Genomic DNA, 20,398 nt, shown 5'->3' on the forward strand with positions numbered 1-20,398 from the left:
CATGAATAGCCAATACCGCAAGAGCCTGCCGGGCACGGCGCTCGACTACTTCGATACCCGCGAGGCGGTGGATGCCATCGCTCCGGGCGCCTACGCCACGCTGCCGTACACCTCCCGCGTGCTGGCCGAGCAACTGGTGCGCCGCTGCGACCCGGCCATGCTGACCGATTCGCTCAAGCAGCTGATCGAGCGCAAGCGCGACCTCGACTTCCCCTGGTACCCGGCCCGCGTGGTCTGCCACGACATCCTCGGCCAGACCGCCCTGGTAGACCTGGCCGGCCTGCGTGACGCCATCGCCGAACAGGGCGGTGATCCGTCCAAGGTCAACCCGGTGGTGCCGACCCAGTTGATCGTCGACCACTCGCTGGCCGTGGAATTCGGCGGCTCCGATCCGGATGCCTTCGAGAAGAACCGTGCTGTCGAGGAACGCCGCAACGAGGATCGCTTCCACTTCATCGAGTGGACCAAGACCGCGTTCAAGAACGTCGATGTGATCCCGGCCGGCAACGGCATCATGCACCAGATCAACCTGGAGAAAATGAGCCCGGTGATCCAGGCGCGTGGCGGCGTGGCCTTCCCCGACACCTGCGTCGGTACTGACAGCCACACCCCACACGTGGATGCCCTGGGCGTGATCGCCATCGGCGTGGGTGGCCTGGAAGCGGAAACCGTAATGCTCGGCCGCGCATCGATGATGCGTCTGCCCGACATCGTCGGCGTCAAGTTGACTGGCAAGCGCCAGCCCGGCATCACTGCCACCGATATCGTCCTGGCCCTGACCGAGTTTCTGCGCAAGGAGAAGGTGGTGGGCGCTTACGTCGAATTCTTCGGCGAAGGTGCTGACAGCCTGTCCATCGGCGACCGCGCCACCATTTCCAACATGTGCCCGGAATACGGCGCCACCGCGGCGATGTTCTACATCGACCAGCAAACCATCGACTACCTCAAGCTGACTGGCCGCGAGCCGGAGCAGGTAGAACTGGTGGAGAACTACGCCCGGACTACCGGTCTGTGGGCTGATGCGCTGGTCACCGCCGAGTACGAGCGCGTGCTGCAGTTCGACCTGTCCAGCGTGGTGCGCAACATGGCGGGTCCTTCCAACCCCCATCGTCGCCTGCCGACTTCCGCGCTGGCCGAGCGCGGTATCGCCGACGAGGCGAAGCTGGAAGCCGGCAAGGCCGAGGAAGCCGATGGCCTGATGCCGGATGGCGCGGTGATCATCGCCGCCATCACCAGCTGCACCAACACCTCCAACCCGCGCAACGTCGTGGCCGCCGGTCTGCTGGCGAAGAAGGCCAACGACCTCGGGCTGGTGAGCAAGCCCTGGGTGAAAACGTCTTTCGCACCGGGTTCCAAGGTCGCCAAGCTGTACCTGGAAGAATCCGGCCTGCTGCCGGAACTGGAGAAGCTCGGCTTCGGTATCGTCGCCTACGCCTGCACCACCTGCAACGGCATGTCCGGTGCGCTGGACCCGGTGATCCAGCAGGAAATCATCGACCGTGACCTCTATGCCACGGCGGTGCTGTCCGGCAACCGTAACTTCGACGGCCGTATCCATCCGTACGCCAAGCAGGCCTTCCTGGCTTCGCCGCCGCTGGTGGTGGCCTACGCGATTGCCGGCACCGTGCGCTTCGACATCGAGCAGGATGTGCTGGGTCATGACCTGGCCGGCAATCCCGTCACCCTGAAGGACCTGTGGCCGAGCGACGAGGAGATCGACGCCATCGTCGCCGCCTCGGTGAAGCCCGAGCAGTTCAAGCAGATCTACATCCCGATGTTCGACCTGGGCACCGTGAAGGAAGCCGAGAGCCCGCTGTACGACTGGCGTCCGATGAGTACCTACATCCGCCGTCCGCCGTATTGGGAAGGCGCCCTGGCCGGCGAGCGCACCCTCAAGGGCATGCGTCCCCTGGCGGTGCTGCCGGACAACATCACCACCGACCACCTGTCGCCGTCCAACGCGATCATGGCGAACTCGGCGGCTGGCGAATACCTGGCGAAAATGGGCCTGCCGGAGGAGGACTTCAACTCCTACGCCACCCACCGCGGCGATCACCTGACCGCCCAGCGCGCCACCTTCGCCAACCCGCAGCTGGTGAACGAAATGGCCGTGGTCGATGGCGAGGTGAAAAAGGGTTCCCTCACTCGCGTCGAGCCGGAAGGCAAGGTGATGCGCATGTGGGAAGCCATCGAGACCTACATGGATCGCAAGCAGCCGCTGATCATCATCGCCGGCGCCGACTACGGCCAGGGTTCGTCCCGTGACTGGGCGGCCAAGGGCGTGCGCCTGGCGGGTGTCGAGTCGATCGTGGCCGAAGGCTTCGAGCGCATCCACCGCACCAACCTGATCGGCATGGGCGTGCTACCGCTGGAGTTCAAGCCGGGTACTACCCGCAAGACCCTCGGCATCGACGGCACCGAGACCTTCGACGTGATCGGCGAGCGCAAGCCGCGTGCCGACCTGACCCTGGTCATTCGCCGTACCAATGGCGAATCGCTCAAGGTGCCGGTGACCTGCCGCCTGGATACCGCCGAAGAGGTGTCGATCTACGAGGCTGGTGGCGTGCTGCAGCGCTTTGCTCAGGACTTCCTTGAGTCCTCGGCGGAAAAAGCGGTCGGCTAGCCCCATCTGTAGGAGCGAGCTTGCTCGCGAATAGCTCCCGGCCCGGGGGCTAATTCGCGGGCAGGCCCGCTCTTACCCTACCTACAGGACATGAGAATGGCCCACGTACCCCAAGTGAAAATCCCCGCCACCTACATCCGCGGTGGCACCAGCAAGGGCGTGTTCTTCCGCCTGCAGGACCTGCCCGAGCGCTGCCAGGTGCCCGGCCAGGCGCGTGACAAGCTGTTCATGCGAGTGATCGGCAGTCCCGACCCGTACTCGGCACATATCGACGGTATGGGTGGCGCCACTTCCAGTACCAGCAAGTGCGTGATCCTGTCGAAGAGCAGTCAGCCGGATCACGACGTCGACTACCTCTACGGTCAGATTTCCATCGACAAGGCCTTCGTCGACTGGAGTGGCAACTGCGGCAATCTCTCTACCGCCGCTGGCGCCTTCGCGCTGCATGCCGGGCTGGTGGATCCTGCGCGGATTCCCGACAACGGGACCTGCGTGGTGCGCATCTGGCAGGCGAACATCCAGAAAACCATCATTGCCCATGTGCCGGTCACCAATGGCCAGATCCAGGAAACCGGCGACTTCGAACTCGACGGTGTGACCTTCCCGGCTGCGGAAATCGTGCTGGAGTTCATCGATCCGTCCGACGACGGGGAGGAGGGGGGCTCGATGTTCCCCACCGGCAATCTCGTGGACGACCTGGAAGTGCCCGGTGTCGGCACCTTCAAGGCGACCATGATCAGCGCCGGCATCCCGACTGTGTTCGTCAACGCCGAGGACATCGGCTACACCGGCGCCGAGTTGCGTGAAGCCATTAACGGAGATCCCGAGCAGTTGGCGCGCTTCGAGAAGATCCGTGTCGCCGGCGCCCTGCGAATGGGTCTGATCAAGACCCCTGAAGAGGCGGCGACTCGCCAGCATACGCCGAAGATTGCCTTTGTCGCTCCGGCGAAGAATTACCGCACGTCGAGTGGCAAGGAAGTACAGGCAGGTGAAATCGACCTGCTGGTGCGCGCGCTGTCCATGGGCAAGCTGCACCACGCGATGATGGGCACTGCCGCCGTGGCCATCGGCACCGCTGCGGCCATTCCCGGTACCCTGGTGAACCTCGCGGCCGGTGGCGGCGAGCGCAGCGCCGTGCGTTTCGGGCATCCGTCGGGCACCTTGCGCGTGGGCGCCGAGGCCCGCGAGGTAGACGGCCAGTGGCAGGTCACCAAGGCCATCATGAGCCGCAGTGCGCGGGTACTGATGGAAGGATGGGTTCGCGTGCCTGGCGATTCCTTCTAAAAAGGCAAGCGTGAAAAAAGCCCGCCGAAGCGGGCTTTTTCATCAACGTCTGGCTTACTTGAGCCGGCGTTCGACGCCTTTCTCCACCAGGATCTTGGCGGAAATCTCTTCTACCGAGAAATGGGTGGAGTTAATGAAGGTGATGTTCTCGCGGCGGAAGAGGTTTTCCACCTCGCGTACTTCGAACTCGCACTGGGCGAAGCTGGCGTAGCGACTGTTGGGCTTGCGCTCGTTGCGGATAGCGGTGAGGCGGTCCGGGTCGATGGTCAGGCCGAACAGCTTGCTCTTGTACTTTTTCAGGGCGGCGGGGAGTTGCAGTCGCTCCATATCCTCTTCGGTAAGCGGATAATTTGCGGCACGAATTCCGTATTGCATTGCCATATATAGGCAGGTCGGAGTCTTTCCGCAGCGCGACACGCCGACGAGGATCAGGTCAGCCTTGTCGTAGTAGTGCGTGCGGGCACCGTCGTCGTTGTCCAGGGCGAAGTTCACCGCCTCGATCCGCTCCATGTAATTGGTGTGGTGACCAATCGAGTGAGATTTGCCGACCGAGTAGGACGAATGTGAGGTAAGTTCTTGTTCCAGCGGCGAAAGGAAGGTCGAGAAGATGTCGATCATGAAGCCGTTGGAAGTGGCCAGGATGTCGCGGATTTCCTGGTTTACGATAGTGTCGAAGATGATCGGGCGGGCCCCGTCCACCTCCGCGGCCTTGTTGATTTGCTGTACCATGGCGCGCGCTTTTTCAACGCTGTCGATATAGGGCCGCGTGATCTTGTTGAAGGTGATGGTTTCGAACTGCGCCAGGAGGCTCTGGCCAAGGGTTTCCGCAGTGATACCGGTACCGTCGGAAATGAAGAAAGCGGTTCGTTTCATTTGCGCCAAAGGCCTTAAGTCAGGATCGATTCTTGGCTATGATAGGCCGCGTTTTTCGCCAGGCCCGAGCCGGTCGGCATTGTGACGTATTTTTCTGGACAAGCGCCAGAACGCTGCGGAGCTGTTCCGCATGAGCTTTTCCAACAAATAGTGGAGAGATCACCTTGGTAGAGTACGTAGTTTCCCTCGATAAGCTCGGCGTTCACGATGTTGAGCATGTGGGGGGCAAGAACGCATCCCTGGGCGAGATGATCAGCAATCTGGCTGGTGCCGGTGTTTCCGTTCCCGGTGGTTTCGCCACTACTGCGCAGGCCTACCGTGACTTCCTCGAGCAGAGCGGCCTGAATGAGCGCATTCACGCTGCCCTCGATGCCCTGGACGTAGATGACGTCAATGCCCTCGCCAAGACTGGCGCGCAGATCCGCCAGTGGGTGATGGACGCTGAGTTCCCGACCCGTCTGGATGCGGAAATTCGCACCGCCTTCACCGCGATGGCCGCTGGCAACGACAACATGGCCGTTGCCGTGCGTTCCTCCGCCACCGCCGAAGACCTGCCTGACGCATCCTTCGCCGGCCAGCAGGAAACCTTCCTGAATATCCGTGGCGTGGACAACGTGATCCGCGCTGCCAAGGAAGTCTTCGCTTCCCTGTTCAACGACCGCGCCATCGCCTACCGCGTACACCAGGGCTTCGACCACAAGCTGGTCGCACTGTCCGCCGGCGTACAGCGCATGGTCCGCTCGGAAACCGGCACCGCCGGCGTGATGTTCACCCTGGATACCGAATCCGGCTTCCGTGACGTGGTGTTCATCACCTCCGCCTACGGCCTCGGCGAGACCGTGGTGCAGGGCGCCGTCAACCCCGACGAGTTCTACGTGCACAAGGCGACCCTGGAAACCGGTCGTCCCGCCATCCTGCGCCGCAACCTGGGCAGCAAGGCAATCAAGATGGTCTACGGCGAGGAAGCCAAGGCCGGCAAATCGGTGAAGACCGTGGAAGTGGATCGCGCCGACCGCGCCCGCTTCTCCCTGTCCGACGCCGAAGTGACCGAACTGGCCAAGCAGGCCCTGATCATCGAGAAACACTACGGCCGCCCGATGGACATCGAGTGGGCCAAGGACGGTGACGACGGCAAGCTGTATATCGTTCAGGCCCGTCCGGAAACCGTGAAGAGCCGTTCCAGCGCCACCGTGATGGAGCGCTACCTGCTCAAGGAAAAGGGCAAGGTCCTGGTGGAAGGCCGTGCCATTGGCCAGCGCATCGGCGCCGGCCAGGTCCGCGTGATCCACGACGTATCCGAGATGGACAAGGTCCAGCCGGGCGACGTGCTGGTCTCCGACATGACCGACCCGGACTGGGAGCCCGTGATGAAGCGCGCCAGCGCTATCGTCACCAACCGCGGTGGCCGTACCTGCCACGCGGCGATCATCGCCCGTGAGCTCGGTATTCCTGCAGTCGTGGGTTGCGGCAACGCCACCCAGGTGCTTCAGGACGGCCAGGGCGTAACCGTTTCGTGCGCCGAGGGTGACACCGGCTTCATCTTCGAAGGCCAGCTGGGCTTCGATATCCGCACCAACTCCGTCGATGCCATGCCCGACCTGCCGTTCAAGATCATGATGAACGTCGGCAACCCGGATCGCGCCTTCGATTTCGCCCAACTGCCCAACGAGGGCGTGGGCCTGGCCCGCCTGGAATTCATCATCAACCGCATGATCGGCGTGCACCCGAAGGCGCTGCTGAACTTCGCCAGCCTGCCGGCGGAGATCAAGGAAAGCGTCGAGAAGCGCATTGCCGGTTACAACGACCCGGTTGGCTTCTACGTCGAGAAACTGGTCGAGGGCATCAGCACCCTGGCCGCGGCCTTCTGGCCGAAGAAAGTCATCGTGCGCCTGTCGGACTTCAAGTCCAACGAATACGCCAACCTGATCGGCGGCAAGCTGTACGAGCCGGAAGAAGAGAACCCGATGCTGGGCTTCCGTGGTGCTTCCCGCTATATCAGCGAGTCCTTCCGTGACTGCTTCGAGCTGGAATGCCGCGCGCTGAAGAAAGTGCGCAACGAGATGGGCCTGACCAACGTCGAGATCATGGTTCCCTTCGTGCGTACCCTGGGCGAGGCGAGCCAGGTGGTCGAGCTGCTGGCCAGCAATGGTCTGAAGCGCGGCGAGAATGGCCTGAAAGTCATCATGATGTGCGAGCTGCCGTCCAACGCGCTGCTGGCCGATGAGTTCCTGGAGTTCTTCGACGGCTTCTCCATCGGCTCCAACGACCTGACCCAGCTGACCCTGGGCCTGGACCGCGACTCCGGCATCGTCGCCCACCTGTTCGACGAGCGTAATCCGGCGGTCAAGAAGCTGCTGGCCAATGCCATTTCCGCCTGCAACAACGCTGGCAAGTACATCGGCATCTGCGGCCAGGGCCCGTCCGACCACCCGGATCTGGCCAAGTGGCTGATGGAGCAGGGCATCGAGAGCGTGTCCCTGAACCCTGACTCCGTGTTGGATACCTGGTTCTTCCTGGCGGAAGGTCAGGCCTGATCCTCGTAAGTCGAAACAAAAAGGGCGGGTTTGATACCCGCCCTTTTTTTGTGCAAGCAGCAATCATGCAAAGCAGTAGCGAACTCTTTCCCGTTGCGCTGATAAGCGCGGAACTCCGTGGCGACCTGACCGAAGACGTCTATCGCCTGAAGCCCGGCAATAGTCCCGACGCCAGTGTCGAGCTGGTCCTGACGCGTCTTGGTCTTCTTGGCCAGGAGGGCGCTCGGGGTGTGCCGGTCATCCTGGTCCACGGCAGTTTCTCCAATCGCCGGTTCTGGTATTCGCCCAAAGGCCTGGGGCTTGGACCCTATCTGGTCCGCGCCGGCTTCGACGTATGGATCGCCGAGATGCGCGGTCACGGCCTGTCGCCGCGCAACCAGCATTACCGCCGCAACCGTGTGGCCGATTACGCACGCTTCGATCTGCCCGCCATTGCGGCCTTCGTTCGTGAGCAATGCGCTCAGGCACCGCACTGGATAGGGCATTCCCTGGGCGGCACGACCCTTGCGGCTGCCTTGGGCGGGCACTATCTGGGCGAAGAGGACGTGGCGTCCGCCGCGTTGTTCGGCAGCCAGGTCAGTCGGGTCTACTGGCCGCTGAAAGTACCGCCGGTGGCCTGGGGTGGGCGAATGCTGCTCAAACGATTCCAGGTGCTTTCGGGGGCGCGCCTCAAGCGCGGGCCGGAAGACGAACCCATTGGTCTCGTCCTGGAGAGCATGCGTTGGCATGGCCTGTTCGGTCGATTCGGCGATACCGAGCGCGATTGGTGGGCCGGGTTGGCGGACGTGCGCATCCCCGTGCTGGGCGTGGCAGCTGCGGGCGACCTGCAGGATCCTGTCTGGGCATGTCGCAAGCTGGTGGAGCAAGTGCCTCGGGAGAACAGCCATTTCCTACGTCTGGCGAAGGACGAGGGATTCAGCGACGACTTCGGCCACATTGAAATGCTGGTGAGCAAGGTTGCCGAACGTGAAGTCTGGCCGCTGGTTGCCCACTGGTTGGAGCACCTGTGTCTGCCCACGACAGCATCATCGGCGGAGGGCGCGGCGCTCTAGTCCGCCTGCTGCCCGTAGTTTCTGGTTTCGGGTGCTGGAAGGCTGTGCTAAAGATGGCGGGAATCATTGAGCGGCGGAGGCTCCGCATGCGTCGTGGTGGGGTGATTGGACGGCGCTTTGCAGGTGGGTGGATGGTGATCGTTGCTGAACGTCGTTGATCAGCAGCTGATCCTCATGGAAAATCGCTGTCCACATCAGGGCGCCGCTCTACCAGGCACCTTGGAGGGCCGTCTCAGCATTGCCCTCGGCTGTAGCGCCCGTCGCTGGGCTATGACGGCGACCGCATCGGTCTCGATCTGTAACTGCTATCAAGGAGATGTCCATGCAATACGTTACCCCTGATCTGTGCGATGCCTATCCGGAGCTGGTCCAGGTCGTCGAGCCCATGTTCAGCAACTTCGGCGGGCGCGATTCCTTCGGCGGCGAAATCGTCACCATCAAGTGCTTCGAGGACAACTCCGTAGTCAAGGAGCAGGTCGATCTGCCCGGCAAGGGCAAGGTGCTGGTGGTTGATGGCGGCGGTTCCCTGCGTCGAGCCCTGCTGGGCGACATGCTTGCCGAGAAAGCTGCGAAGAACGGCTGGGAAGGCATCGTTGTCTACGGCTGCATCCGCGACGTCGATGTGATCGCCCAGACCGACCTCGGCGTCCAGGCCCTGGCGAGCCACCCGATGAAGACCGACAAGCGCGGCATCGGCGACCTGAATGTGGTGGTGACCTTTGGTGGCGTGACCTTCCGCCCGGGCGAGTATGTGTATGCGGACAACAACGGCATCATCGTTTCGCCCGAACCCCTGCAGATGCCGGCCTGATCAAAAGAGCCCGGCGATGCCGGGCTTTTTCTTCCAAGGAGACTGAATGTTCGAGGAGCAGAACGCCCAGTGGGGGCTGGTACATGCCTTCGTGCTGGACGGGAAGGGCGGTGCCGACTCGATTTCCCGCGAAGCGCTGGCGGACCTGCAGTTGGCGCCTGAGCAAAGCCTCTGGTTGCACTGGGATCGAAGCCATCCACTGGCGCGACGCTGGCTGCGGGAGCAGAGCGGGCTGTCCGAATTCGCCTGCGACCTGCTGCTCGAAGAGAGCACCCGGCCGCGAATGCTGGCCCTGCCCGATGATGAGTTGCTGCTGTTCCTTCGCGGCGTGAACCTGAATCCGGGAGCTGTTCCCGAGGACATGGTGTCGGTGCGCATTTTCGCTTCGGCGCAGCGCCTCGTCTCGCTCCGCCTGCGGCCGCTGCATGCCACCGATGAGCTGATCGAGCAGTGGGCGAAGGGTACCGGCCCGAAGGCTGCGTCCGAGGTGCTGCTCTATCTGGCGGAGCACCTGACCGTGAAGATCGATTCGTTGGTGGCGGAGTTGTCCGAAACCATCGATGAGCAAGAAGAGCAGCTCGACAACAGCGAACGCTTCCGTCCCGATCATGACCTGATGCTGCAGATTCGTCGTCGCGCCGCCGGCCTCAAGCGATTCCTGGCTCCGCAGCGCGACATCTATGGCCAGTTGGCGCGCAGCCGGATGCCCTGGTTCCTGGATGACGACAGTGACTACTGGAATGAGCTGAACAACAGGCTGACCCGCTACCTGGAAGAGCTGGAGCTGATTCGCGAGCGCATTGGCCTGGTGCTGGAAAGCGAGAGTCGCCGGCAGGGCGAACGCACTAGCCGGACCATGTACCTGCTTGGCATCACCACCGGTTTCTTCCTGCCGCTGAGCTTCATCACCGGCCTGCTGGGAATGAACGTCGGGGGAATTCCCGGCGACGAGACGCCTTTCGGCTTCATCATTGCCTGCGTATTCATTCTCGGAATTGCAGGGTTTCAGATCTGGCTGTTTCGTCGATTGCGCTGGCTCTGATGTGACCCGATCCGGTCCGGGCACGTCTAGCCGACATATCCACGTGAGGTGCGCATGCACGATCCGTTTGAAGAATCCCTGCGGGACCTGCTAAAGGCGTCTCCGCAGCCCGACCATGATGACGACGCTGCTCTGGGCCGTGTGCTCAAGACTGCCAATCGCCAGGTGGGCGCGGGGGATCTGTTCAGCCTGATGGGGCATTGGCTCGACGCCATGATGATCGCCCTCAACAATGGTTCGCCCCACCTGGCGCCTGTGTCGCGTCGCAACGCTTCTGTCCGTTCTGAAGATAAGGCTGATTGAACATGGAATTCGACCCCTGGACTCAAGGTCTCGTTAACGCCATGACCTCGGTATGGACACCGGTAGCGGGCTTCATCCCGCGCCTGTTCGGCGCGCTGGTCGTGGTGCTGCTGGGCTTCGTGGTGGCCAAGCTGCTGGATACCTTGCTCTCCAAACTGCTGGCCAAGCTGGGCCTGGATCGCCTGATGGCAGGCACCGGCCTGACCAAGATGTTGGCTCGCGCCGGCATCCAGGTGCCGGTTTCCACCCTGATCGGCAAGATCGTCTACTGGTTCGTGCTGCTGATCTTCCTGGTGTCCGCCGCGGAGTCCCTCGGCCTGGATCGCGTTTCGGCAACCCTCGACGTGCTGGCCCTCTACCTGCCCAAGGTGCTGGGTGCGGCGCTGGTGCTGCTTGCCGGTGTATTGCTGGCGCAACTGGTCAGCGGACTTGTGCGTGGTGCCGCCGAGGGCGTCGGCCTGGAGTACGCCCACGGCCTGGGCAGGCTCGCTCAGGGTCTGGTCATCATCATCAGTATCTCCGTGGCCATCGGCCAACTGGAGGTCAAGACCGAACTGCTGAACAACGTCATCGCCATCGTGCTGATCTCCATCGGCCTGGCAGCGGCGTTGGCGCTGGGTCTTGGCAGTCGCGAAATCGCCGGGCAGATCCTTGCCGGCATCTACGTGAGAGAGCTTTACCAGGTTGGGCAACAAGTGAAGATTGGCGATGTCGAAGGGCAGATCGAAGAGATTGGCACGGTGAAGACCCTGCTGCTCACCGAGGAAGGTGAGCTGGTATCGGTGTCGAATCGTACTTTGCTCGATCAACGGGTAACCAGCCGCTAACACGACGGCTTTTCCCTGCTAATGTATGCCGCCAGACAAGGTGCGCGGTTCCCCGCGCTCCGGCGGCTTTTGACCTGACTGTCGGCCCGACCCGTTTTGAACAAGCCCCAATCGCTTTCCTTGCGCTATGAACCACGCGAGCTCTCCGATGAAGAGCTCGTGGAGCGTGCGCATGTCGAGCTGTTCCATGTCACCCGCGCCTATGAAGAATTGATGCGGCGTTACCAGCGCACGTTGTTCAACGTCTGTGCCCGATATTTGGGGAACGACCGTGACGCGGATGATGTCTGCCAGGAAGTCATGCTCAAGGTGCTCTATGGTTTGAAGAACTTCGAAGGCAAGTCGAAGTTCAAGACGTGGCTATATAGCATCACGTACAACGAGTGCATTACCCAATATCGGAAAGAGCGCCGAAAACGACGCTTGCTTGATGCACTGAGTCTGGATCCCCTTGAAGAAGCCTCGGATGAAAAAACGCCCAAGGTCGAGGAAAGAGGGGGGCTGGAGCGATGGCTGGTACATGTCAATCCCATCGACCGGGAGATTCTTGTGCTACGTTTTGTCGCAGAGCTGGAGTTTCAGGAGATCGCAGACATTATGCACATGGGCTTGAGTGCGACAAAAATGCGCTACAAGCGTGCGCTGGATCGCCTTCGCGAAAAATTTTCCGGACTCTCTGAAACTTAGTTCGGGAAAAATTATCTCTTATGGGCCGGTATGTTCTGCTAGAATTGCCGCCCAAGTTGTCTGGAGATTGTTCGACAACTTACTGACCACCAAGATGGGGATTTACGGATGAAACTGAAAAACACCTTAGGCGTAGCCGTTGGCTCTCTTGTTGCCGCCTTTTCGCTGAACGCGCTGGCTCAGGGCCAAGGCGCAGTTGAGGTGGAAGCTTTCGGTAAGCGTTACTTCACCGACAGTTCTCGCGATCTCGAGAACGGCAACCTGTACGGCGGCTCGGTAGGCTACTACCTGACCGACGACGTTTCCCTGGCTCTGTCGTACGGTGAATACCACGACATGACCTCCGAAGACTCCTTCGGTACCGATGGCCACAAGGACATCAAGGGCAACCTGGCTTCCCTCGATGCGATCTACCACTTCGGCACCCCGGGTGTTGGCCTGCGTCCGTACGTTTCTGCCGGCTTTGCCCATCAGAACATCAGCAACATTCCGCCGCGTACCGGTCGTGACCACAGCACCTTCGCCAACATTGGCACCGGTCTGAAGTACTACTTCACCGAGAACTTCTTCGCCAGGGCTGGCCTGGACGGCATGTACAACCTGGACGCCCAGGAATCCGAGTGGATGGCTGGCGTAGGTGTTGGCGTGAACTTCGGCGGTTCCACCAAGCAAGCCGAGCCGGCTCCGGCCCCGGTTGCTGAAGTGTGCGCTGACAGCGACAACGACGGCGTTTGCGACAACGTCGACAAGTGCCCGGACACCCCGGCCAACGTCACCGTTGACGCCGATGGCTGCCCGGCCGTTGCCGAAGTCGTACGTGTTGAGCTGGACGTGAAGTTCGACTTCGACAAGTCCAAGGTGAAAGAAGAAAGCTACGGCGACATCAAGAACCTGGCTGACTTCATGAACCAGTACCCGACTACCACCACCACCGTTGAAGGCCACACCGACTCCGTTGGTACCGACGCCTACAACCAGAAGCTGTCCGAGCGTCGTGCCAACGCCGTTCGTGAAGTGCTGGTTGACCAGTACGGTGTAGGTAGCGAGCGCGTCAACGCTGTTGGCTACGGCGAAAGCCGCCCGGTTGCTGACAACGCCACTGCTGACGGCCGCGCTGTTAACCGCCGCGTAGAAGCCGAAGTAGAAGCCCAGGCCAAGTAATTGGTTTGAGCTGCAGGAAAAACCCGGCCTCGGCCGGGTTTTTCTTTGCCTTGAAAAAGGTGCTTGCCGCATAAAAAGGCTATGTCTGCGTTAGCTGTTGCCAGAGATCGGCCATCGGTCCAGGGGCCTTGTAGGAGCTAGCTTGCTAGCGAAACGGGGCCATTCGCTGGCAAGCCAGCTCCTACGGACAATCCAGCCACTTGCAACACTTAATGCGGACTCAGCCCATAAAAAAGCCCGGCAGAGCCGGGCAAGCACTACTTCGCAGGAGCGAAGAGAGATTCAGGCGCTTTGCGCCAGCGGGAGGGCTGCCTGTGCTGCGGCCACTTCCCCGATGACCAGGATCGCAGGACTTTTGAGTTCGAAGGCCTTGGCGTCCACTTTCATGCACGCGAGGGTGCTGCGGCATTCACGTTGCTCTGGCAGTGAAGCGTTCTCGATCATCGCCACGGGCATTGTCCCGGGCATGCCGCCTTCCAGCAGTCCTTGATGGATGTCCGCCAGTTTGGCCACGCCCATGTAAACCACCAGGGTGGTGCCCGATTGCGCCAAGGCGCCCCAATTGAGGGAGCTGTCGTCCTGGGTGTGGGCGGTGACCAGGGTTACGCCGCGGCTGATGCCGCGCAGGGTCAGCGGAATGCCGCAGTTGGTAGCGCCAGCCAGTCCGGCCGTGATGCCATTGACCAGTTCGCTTTCAATCCCGCGCTCGGCCAGCCAGTCGGCCTCCTCGCTGCCGCGACCGAAAATGCACGGATCACCGCCTTTCAGGCGTACCACGCAACGGCCTTGGCGCGCGTAACGCAGCATCAGGCGATGGATGAACTCCTGCGGAGTCGAGCGGCAACCGCCGCGCTTGCCAACACGGACTACGTGGGCGCCCGGACAGTGTTCCAGCACGGCTGGATTGACCAGGTCGTCGATCATCACCACATCAGCCTGATTCAACGCCTTCACCGCTTTCAGGGTGAGCAGTTCGGGATCGCCGGGGCCCGCGCCTACCAGCCAGACTTTGCCATTCATTGTGATACTCCAGTGCGCTCGACGCGCCGCAAATGATTCAGGTCCACGCCAGAACTTCGTCGGAGGCCAGTTCTATCTGCCAGTCGTGCAGTGGACAGGCACCCGGCATGGCGGCGATCTCGCCGGGATGTGGGACGTCGCCAGCGCTGATCATCTCGATACCGGCTACCTTGAGCCGGGCGCCCGCCAGCGAGCCCCGATAGCGGGCGAAGCCGAGCATCGCCAGGTGATTGGCGCAGACCTTGGCCTGCTCCATCAGCGGTGCCACCAATCCGTAGGAGATTCCCCGGTGGTTCGCGCACTCGCCGATGGCATAGATGCGTGGGTCGTATGTCTGCAGGGTGTCGTCGACCAGGATGCCGTGATTGCAGGGCAGGCCAGCCTGCTCGGCCAGTTCGGTGTTGGGGGTGATTCCGGCAGCCATGACTACGAGGTCGGCAGTGATGATTTCGCCGCCCGCCAGTTGCACGGCGCAGACGCGGCCGTCGCCGTTGTCGATCAGTTCCTCGGTGGCGGTGCCCAGGCGGAAACGGATGCCGCGAGCCTGCAAGGCACGCAGCAACTTGTCGCCAGCCGGCTGATCGAGTTGCTTTTCCAGCAACCAATCCGCCAGATGCACGACGGTAACGTCCATGCCGCGTTGCTTGAGGCCATTGGCGGCTTCCAGGCCCAGCAGGCCGCCGCCGATCACCACGGCGTGGCTATGAGTACGGGTTGTTTCGATCATCGCGCGCGCCCCGGCGATATCGCGGTAGCCGATCACACCCTGGAGGCGATTGCCGGGGATGGACAGGCGACTCGGCGTGGAGCCGGTGGCAATGACAAGACGGTCGTAGTCGGCGCGGCTGCCATCTTCGGCAATCACCTGGCGTCGCTGGCGATCGATCTTCACCACCTTGCGATTCAGCAGCAGCTCAATGCCGTTATCCGCGTACCAGGCGAGGTCGTTGAGGATGATTTCCTCGAAGGACTGCTCGCCGGCCAGAACCGGAGAGAGCAGGGTGCGGTTGTAGTTCGGATGGGGTTCGGCGCCGAACACGGTGATCTGGTAACGCTCCGGTGCCAGTCTCAGCAGTTCTTCGAGAGTACGCACTCCGGCCATGCCGTTTCCGATCACCACCAGCTTGGATGTCTTCATGCCAGGACACTCCTGCACAAACGTCGAGCAAACAAAAAAGGCGTCCCGCTGTTGCCAGCAGGACGCCTTTGTCCAAGTCCCGTTCTCTCGGGAAAGTGCCGTCTCGTCGTTGAGGCGGACGCTTTTTGTAGATTGTCGAAGTGGATATTGCAGTCCTCGTGCCAACCCCGGAAACGCCCGTTTTCCTGAGCTGGAACGGTGACCTTGCGGTCGCTGCGCCCTTGCTTGGGGCGGAGTGCATCAGCCTGGTGCGTTATCCGTGCAGGAACAGGAGCAGCAGCATGAGGTTCATCAGCAGCGACAAGAGCGCCATGCCGCGCCAGACCTTGAGGGGTTCGCGCTCCAGCAGCGGCCGGGGCTTGGCCGTCAGGGCGCGACGTTCGCCTTGCTCCAGGGCCAGCAGCCATTCCTCCATCGTTTCGTAGCGTGCGGTCGGATCGGCGGATACAGCGCGAGCCAGGCATTCATCCAGCCAGGCGGGCAGATCGGGCCGGTAGCGGCTGGCCGGCGTAGACGTCCCGAAGCGAGGATGCTGGAACGCTTCGATCTCGCCATGGGGATAGTGGCCGGTCAACAGGTGGTACAGGGTGACGCCTGCCGCGTAGAGATCCTGCTTCGGGGAAGGCGCCGTGCCGGCGAATGCTTCCGGGGCGATGTAGCTGGGTGTCCCGGGGAGGCTGTGCGCCTCGTCCTGGGACAGGCCAGGGCAGTACGCCAGACCGAAATCCAGAAGTCGCAGTTCGCCGTCGTCCCCCCACAGCAGGTTTTCTGGCTTGATATCGCGATGCAGGATGTTGCGTCGATGCAGTTGGCCGAGTGCCTTGAGCAGCCGTGGGGCGATATCCAGCCATTCCGGCAGCGGCATCGGACCGCCGAGGCGCAGGTGCTCGGCGAGCGTCTGCCCGGCGTATTCGCGCTGCACGTAATACAGATGCTGGCGCTGGGGCAGCGGATGGGCTTCGGGAAAATGGCGCCCGGCCACCCGGCGCAGGAACCACTCTTCCAGCATCAGGGCCGGCCCGGCTGTGGGTTCGTCATGACGGCTGGCGGGCAGGGTCTTGAGTAGCCAGCGGCGGTCCTGGCTGTCGCGTACCCGATAGACCATGGACTGACGCGACTCGGCTACCAGGCGTTCCACCTGCCAGCCCTCGAAGGAGTGGCCTTCCAGCAAACGCGGCGGCAGCGGCCAGTGGTCGAGCTGCGCCAGGGTATCCGCCAGGCCGGCCTGGGGCAGGTTGTCGACGCGGATCAGCAGCGCGCTGGCATTGTCCTGGCCGCCCGCCAGGTGCGCAGCGCTGACCAGCGCCTGCGCGGCTGCTGGGAGGTCCTGTTCATCCTGCAGGATGCGTTGGATGCCGTGGTCGCCGAGCACGGCCCAGACACCATCGCTGACCAGCACGAAACCCTCACGTTCCGCCAACTCGCCGTCCAGGTAGTCCACTACCAGGTGCTGGTCCAGGCCCAGTGCGCGCTTGAGCACGTGCTGCATGCCGGGCTGTTCCCAGACGTGGTCTTCGCTGAGTCGGGAAAGTTGCTGGCCGTTCCAGCGGTAGGCGCGACAGTCGCCGACATGGGCCAGGGTGAAGCGGCGTCCGCGCAGGACCATGGCGGTCAGGGTGGTGAGCAGCGGCTGGCCGCCACCATTGGCTTGGAGCCAGCGGTTGTGGGCCACCAGCAGCCGATCCAGCGACTGGGCCACGGCCCAGGTTTCCGGCGTCGAGTAATAGTCCAGTGCCAGGGCCTGGAGGGTGGCACGTGCGGCGAGTCCGCCGTCGGCGCACTGACTGACACCGTCGGCGAGGGCGAAGAGATAGCCTTTGCTGGCGGCCAGGGCGGGCGCCGGGGTGACGACCCGAACGGCGTCCTGGTTCTCCGTGCGCGGCCCCGTGGAGCTGGCTTCGCCAAAGCTGAGTTGCAGCGTCATCAACGGTCCGTCCTGTATGGCGAAAGGAGCGCGAGGCGCTCCTTTGTCGGATCTGCTCCAGCACCCAAGGGTGCCGGATCGGGTTCGAGGTCAGACGCGGGCCGCGGTGACGGCGGCGGAACCCCAGGTGGTGCGCCAGCGTTGCTTCACACCGTAAAGACCGAACCAGGCCACTACGCCGAGGCTGGCGAACAGCCACAGGCCCAGCTGGTAGTCGCCGGTGTGTTGCTTGATGGCACCAAGGCCTGCGGTCAGGCAGAAGCCGCCGATTCCGCCGGCCATGCCGATCAGGCCGGTCATCACGCCGATTTCCTTGTGGAAGCGCTGGGGTACCAGTTGGAACACTGCGCCGTTGCCTGCGCCCAGACTCAGCATGGCGACCACGAACAGCGACAGGGCGGCGGCGGAACTAGCAATGTGGAACCCCACGGCGGCGATGCACACCGAGGCCACGGTATAGACGACCAGCAGGGTGCGGATGCCGCCGATGCGGTCGGCGAAGGCGCCGCCGAGCGGGCGCATCAGGCTGCCGGCGAAGACGCAGGCGGCGGTGTAGTAGCCAGCGGTAACCGGGGCCAGGCCGTACTGATCGTGGAAGTAGCCGGGCAGGGTGCTGGCCAGGCCGAGGAACCCGCCGAAGGTCACGCTGTAGAACAGCATGAACCACCAGCTGTCGCGGTCACCCAGGGCCTTGAGGTAGTCGCCCATCGACTTGGGAGCGGGGCGGTTGGGGGCGTTGCGGGCAGCCAGGGCGAAGATCGCCAGGGTGAGCACCAGCGGGATCAGCGCCAGGCCGAAGACATTGTTCCAGCCATACAGGGCCGCGAGGCCGGGGGCGAAGAGAGCGGCCAGCACAGTGCCCGAGTTGCCCGCACCGGCAATACCCAGCGCCTTGCCCTGGTGCTGCGGCGGGTACCACTGGGACGCCAGCGGCAATGCCACGGCGAAGGAAGCACCGGCGAAGCCCAGGAAGAGGCCGAGGAGCAACGCTTGCTCATAGCTGTGGATGCCCGTCTGCCAGGCGACGAACAGCGCGACGATGACCACCACCTGGCCGAGCAGGCCGGCGGTTTTCGGCGAGGTACGGTCGGCCAGCATGCCCATCAGGAATCGCAGCACGGCACCGGCCAGGATGGGCGTGGCCACCATCATTGCGCGCTGCTGGGTGCTGAGCTGGAGGTCGGCTGCGATCTGCACGCCCAGCGGGCCAAGGACGTACCAGACCATGAAGCTCAGGTCGAAGTAGAGGAAGGCGGAGAACAGGGTGGGCGTGTGGCCGGCTTTCCAGAAACTCGTTGTCATCGAACACCTCATCTGCAGTTAGGGGCCGGGAGGCGCGCTCGCCGTGATCGTGGGCACGGCGGTCGCACCTCCCGGTAAAACGTCGCGCTTGTGGCGCGTCGTCCTGCGGCCGGAGCCGCAGCGGGATTGAGTGAGCTGCAAGCGAACGTCCGGATCCCGGCCCGTCCACCGCCCCATCGCTGGGGCCGGAACGAAAAAGGCGTCGCACCACTGCCCGCATTGCTGCGGAGTGACGCGACGCCTTTGTCGTGTAGTAGGGCAACCGCCGTTGGCTACCTCTGCCAGTAGCAGAGCAAGAGCCGGGCCAATCCCGAAAAGTGCCGTTCTAGAGGGTTCTTTCGCCGTCTGGCGGATTTTCGGGCTGATTCAAAACGGGGCGATGGGATCGTGGGTGCACCGAGTTGAGGCTGGAATGGGATCAGTCGATCCAGTTCACCTTCGGGAAGGTGCTGCGGAAGTTTTCCGGCATGGGCACTACGCGGGATTCCCGATAGTTGAAGAAGACGAAGCCGGACTTGGCCATGGCCACCAGTGTGCCGTCCGCCGGGCGAGTGATGCGGAAGGTGATGTCGCCACCGTAACGGTTGAAGTCCATGACGCCGACCTCGAACAGCAACTGATCGCGCGCGTGGGCTTCGGCGCGGTAGGTGGTCGCCAGGTCGGTGACGATGATCCCGACGCCATCCTCAGCGGTCTCGGTGATCCCGAACTCGAACAGGAACCGTGCACGGGCTTCGGAGATCATCGAGATCATCGAGTCGTTTCCCAGGTGGTTTGCGCCGTTGATGTCGGTGACGCGCACGGTCAGATGGGTCGAGTAGCAATACTGGTCTTCGGGAAAGTGCAGGGACAGGCGGGCCATGGGAACCTCAGGCGTAGAAGCGGCGGGGCGCCGATTCTACGCCCGTGTGGACGGATGAGCCGTCATTCTCCGGTTGAATGTCAGCGGTGCAGCCCGTTCAGCCAATAGAAGGTCACGCGGCCACCTTCGTTGGTCGCGCCGTAGTTGTCCTGGATATACGCACCTGCCTTGAAGTAGAGCTGCTGCTTGCTCCAGTAGCTGCTGAGCTCGCGGTACAGGTTGCCGTCATCGCCCTTGCTGGTGACGACGATGCCCAGCTTGCCGGAGGGGGTAATGCGCAGGTCGTAGCCGAAGCGTTCGCCCAGATCGACGTTTTCGGCCAGCAGAATGTTCTCCACCTCATCGTCGCCGGGGCGTTTGCGCAGTAGTGCTTCGATCCGGCCGTTACCGCGCAAGTAGTGGTACTGGATTTTCAGCAGCGGATCATTCTGGCTGCCAGCCTCGTCCTTGCTGTGAATCTGGCCGATAACGATCTTGTTCTGGCTCGGGACCTGGTCCACGGAAAGCACCGCACTCAGATAATTGTCGGCGCTGGCGTGGTACCAGTAGCTCAGGGTGCCGTCGGCCTGGGTTTCACGCAGTTCCGTACGCGGGTAGGTGGAGTCTTCGGAATGCGAGCCGTTCACTGGCACCCAGAAACTGATGCTGCCGTCGGAGTTGCGCCGGAAGTACTGGCTTTCATAGCCATTACTGAGGCGGTCGGTGGTGATGAGGGTATTGGAGGTGGTGGCTGGGACCGTCAGGTTCCAGGTGCTGAGGTCGATCACTGTATGTCCTTACTGCATATCACTTAGGGGCAGCAGTTCGTACATGCGAAAGGAGGAAAAGTTCCGGAGCAGCCCGATAAAAGCAGAACTTTGGACTTTGGTGCCTGTTTGAGCTAGGCAGGGGAAGAGGGCGCGGGATTCTTGAAGTGGCTGAGGGAAGTTGGGGCGGGGTGTTGCGAAAGTTATAA

16 protein-coding genes and 1 pseudogene are annotated in these 20,398 nt (G+C 62.5%); 10 read left to right on the forward strand and 7 right to left on the reverse strand.

Going from position 1 to position 20,398, the window contains the following annotated elements; all coding sequences use genetic code 11:
* Window position 1 precedes the first annotated feature (1 nt).
* On the forward strand, window positions 2-2,623 hold the full coding sequence (gene acnD / locus E8E95_RS16800) for a Fe/S-dependent 2-methylisocitrate dehydratase AcnD (RefSeq protein WP_280352011.1): 2,622 nt from the start codon (window positions 2-4) through the stop codon (window positions 2,621-2,623).
* A gap of 96 nt (window positions 2,624-2,719) precedes the next feature.
* Window positions 2,720-3,907: a 2-methylaconitate cis-trans isomerase PrpF gene (gene prpF / locus E8E95_RS16805; protein WP_280352014.1), complete on the forward strand. Its 1,188-nt coding sequence runs from the start codon at window positions 2,720-2,722 to the stop codon at window positions 3,905-3,907.
* A gap of 54 nt (window positions 3,908-3,961) precedes the next feature.
* On the opposite strand, the gene E8E95_RS16810 is transcribed toward prpF, so the two are convergent.
* The gene (locus tag E8E95_RS16810) at window positions 3,962-4,780 is read right to left on the reverse strand and encodes a pyruvate, water dikinase regulatory protein (protein ID WP_280352016.1); all 819 of its coding nucleotides are present in this window, start codon (window positions 4,778-4,780) and stop codon (window positions 3,962-3,964) included.
* A gap of 164 nt (window positions 4,781-4,944) precedes the next feature.
* On the opposite strand from E8E95_RS16810, the gene ppsA reads away from it, so the two are divergent.
* The 8 genes from ppsA to E8E95_RS16850 all read left to right on the forward strand — a co-directional run bounded on the left by ppsA (window position 4,945) and on the right by E8E95_RS16850 (window position 13,197).
* Entirely contained in the window at window positions 4,945-7,314 is a 2,370-nt protein-coding gene (gene ppsA, locus E8E95_RS16815; protein ID WP_280352018.1) for a phosphoenolpyruvate synthase, read from the forward strand.
* A gap of 65 nt (window positions 7,315-7,379) precedes the next feature.
* Complete coding sequence (locus E8E95_RS16820) at window positions 7,380-8,366, forward strand: alpha/beta fold hydrolase (RefSeq protein WP_280352020.1); 987 nt, start codon at window positions 7,380-7,382, stop codon at window positions 8,364-8,366.
* A 322-nt stretch (window positions 8,367-8,688) separates the two neighbouring features.
* Window positions 8,689-9,177 (forward strand): ribonuclease E activity regulator RraA, encoded by a 489-nt coding sequence (gene rraA, locus E8E95_RS16825; RefSeq protein WP_077526066.1) that lies wholly within the window; start codon window positions 8,689-8,691, stop codon window positions 9,175-9,177.
* A 46-nt stretch (window positions 9,178-9,223) separates the two neighbouring features.
* Window positions 9,224-10,219: a zinc transporter ZntB gene (locus tag E8E95_RS16830; protein WP_280352022.1), complete on the forward strand. Its 996-nt coding sequence runs from the start codon at window positions 9,224-9,226 to the stop codon at window positions 10,217-10,219.
* 48 nt (window positions 10,220-10,267) lie between these two features.
* Entirely contained in the window at window positions 10,268-10,522 is a 255-nt protein-coding gene (locus E8E95_RS16835; RefSeq protein WP_179062102.1) for a CrfX protein, read from the forward strand.
* 2 nt (window positions 10,523-10,524) lie between these two features.
* Complete coding sequence (locus tag E8E95_RS16840; protein WP_077526063.1) at window positions 10,525-11,349, forward strand: mechanosensitive ion channel domain-containing protein; 825 nt, start codon at window positions 10,525-10,527, stop codon at window positions 11,347-11,349.
* A gap of 96 nt (window positions 11,350-11,445) precedes the next feature.
* On the forward strand, window positions 11,446-12,036 hold the full coding sequence (gene sigX / locus E8E95_RS16845; protein ID WP_280352025.1) for an RNA polymerase sigma factor SigX: 591 nt from the start codon (window positions 11,446-11,448) through the stop codon (window positions 12,034-12,036).
* A 108-nt stretch (window positions 12,037-12,144) separates the two neighbouring features.
* Entirely contained in the window at window positions 12,145-13,197 is a 1,053-nt protein-coding gene (locus tag E8E95_RS16850) for an OmpA family protein (protein ID WP_280352027.1), read from the forward strand.
* A gap of 282 nt (window positions 13,198-13,479) precedes the next feature.
* Here E8E95_RS16850 and cobA read toward each other — a convergent pair whose 3' ends face one another.
* From cobA to E8E95_RS16880, 6 genes and pseudogenes are all read right to left on the reverse strand, one after another.
* A complete protein-coding gene (cobA, locus tag E8E95_RS16855) occupies window positions 13,480-14,217 on the reverse strand; it encodes a uroporphyrinogen-III C-methyltransferase (protein ID WP_280352030.1) in 738 nt (245 codons plus the stop codon).
* A gap of 136 nt (window positions 14,218-14,353) precedes the next feature.
* Window positions 14,354-15,355: pseudogene (locus E8E95_RS16860) on the reverse strand (FAD-dependent oxidoreductase); the annotation flags it as partial.
* A 253-nt stretch (window positions 15,356-15,608) separates the two neighbouring features.
* Window positions 15,609-17,279 (reverse strand): bifunctional protein-serine/threonine kinase/phosphatase, encoded by a 1,671-nt coding sequence (locus tag E8E95_RS16865; RefSeq protein ID WP_280352031.1) that lies wholly within the window; start codon window positions 17,277-17,279, stop codon window positions 15,609-15,611.
* 90 nt (window positions 17,280-17,369) lie between these two features.
* The gene (locus E8E95_RS16870) at window positions 17,370-18,581 is read right to left on the reverse strand and encodes a nitrate/nitrite transporter (RefSeq protein ID WP_280352033.1); all 1,212 of its coding nucleotides are present in this window, start codon (window positions 18,579-18,581) and stop codon (window positions 17,370-17,372) included.
* 418 nt (window positions 18,582-18,999) lie between these two features.
* The gene (locus tag E8E95_RS16875; protein ID WP_280352035.1) at window positions 19,000-19,443 is read right to left on the reverse strand and encodes a thioesterase family protein; all 444 of its coding nucleotides are present in this window, start codon (window positions 19,441-19,443) and stop codon (window positions 19,000-19,002) included.
* An 80-nt stretch (window positions 19,444-19,523) separates the two neighbouring features.
* Window positions 19,524-20,210, reverse strand: coding sequence for a polysaccharide lyase family 7 protein (locus E8E95_RS16880; RefSeq protein ID WP_280352037.1), 687 nt, complete (start codon window positions 20,208-20,210; stop codon window positions 19,524-19,526).
* Window positions 20,211-20,398 lie beyond the last annotated feature (188 nt).

It is taken from the genome of Pseudomonas sp. BN414 (assembly GCF_029871275.1).
GTDB lineage: Bacteria > Pseudomonadota > Gammaproteobacteria > Pseudomonadales > Pseudomonadaceae > Metapseudomonas > Metapseudomonas resinovorans_C.

Coding starts and splice junctions, on each gene's coding strand:
- acnD (WP_280352011.1), top strand. CDS start 2: ATGAATAGCCAATACCGCAAGAGCCTGCCGGGCACGGCGCTCGACTAC.
- prpF (WP_280352014.1), top strand. CDS start 2,720: ATGGCCCACGTACCCCAAGTGAAAATCCCCGCCACCTACATCCGCGGT.
- E8E95_RS16810 (WP_280352016.1), bottom strand. CDS start 4,780: ATGAAACGAACCGCTTTCTTCATTTCCGACGGTACCGGTATCACTGCG.
- E8E95_RS16820 (WP_280352020.1), top strand. CDS start 7,380: ATGCAAAGCAGTAGCGAACTCTTTCCCGTTGCGCTGATAAGCGCGGAA.
- rraA (WP_077526066.1), top strand. CDS start 8,689: ATGCAATACGTTACCCCTGATCTGTGCGATGCCTATCCGGAGCTGGTC.
- E8E95_RS16830 (WP_280352022.1), top strand. CDS start 9,224: ATGTTCGAGGAGCAGAACGCCCAGTGGGGGCTGGTACATGCCTTCGTG.
- E8E95_RS16840 (WP_077526063.1), top strand. CDS start 10,525: ATGGAATTCGACCCCTGGACTCAAGGTCTCGTTAACGCCATGACCTCG.
- E8E95_RS16850 (WP_280352027.1), top strand. CDS start 12,145: ATGAAACTGAAAAACACCTTAGGCGTAGCCGTTGGCTCTCTTGTTGCC.
- cobA (WP_280352030.1), bottom strand. CDS start 14,217: ATGAATGGCAAAGTCTGGCTGGTAGGCGCGGGCCCCGGCGATCCCGAA.
- E8E95_RS16865 (WP_280352031.1), bottom strand. CDS start 17,279: ATGACGCTGCAACTCAGCTTTGGCGAAGCCAGCTCCACGGGGCCGCGC.
- E8E95_RS16870 (WP_280352033.1), bottom strand. CDS start 18,581: ATGACAACGAGTTTCTGGAAAGCCGGCCACACGCCCACCCTGTTCTCC.
- E8E95_RS16875 (WP_280352035.1), bottom strand. CDS start 19,443: ATGGCCCGCCTGTCCCTGCACTTTCCCGAAGACCAGTATTGCTACTCG.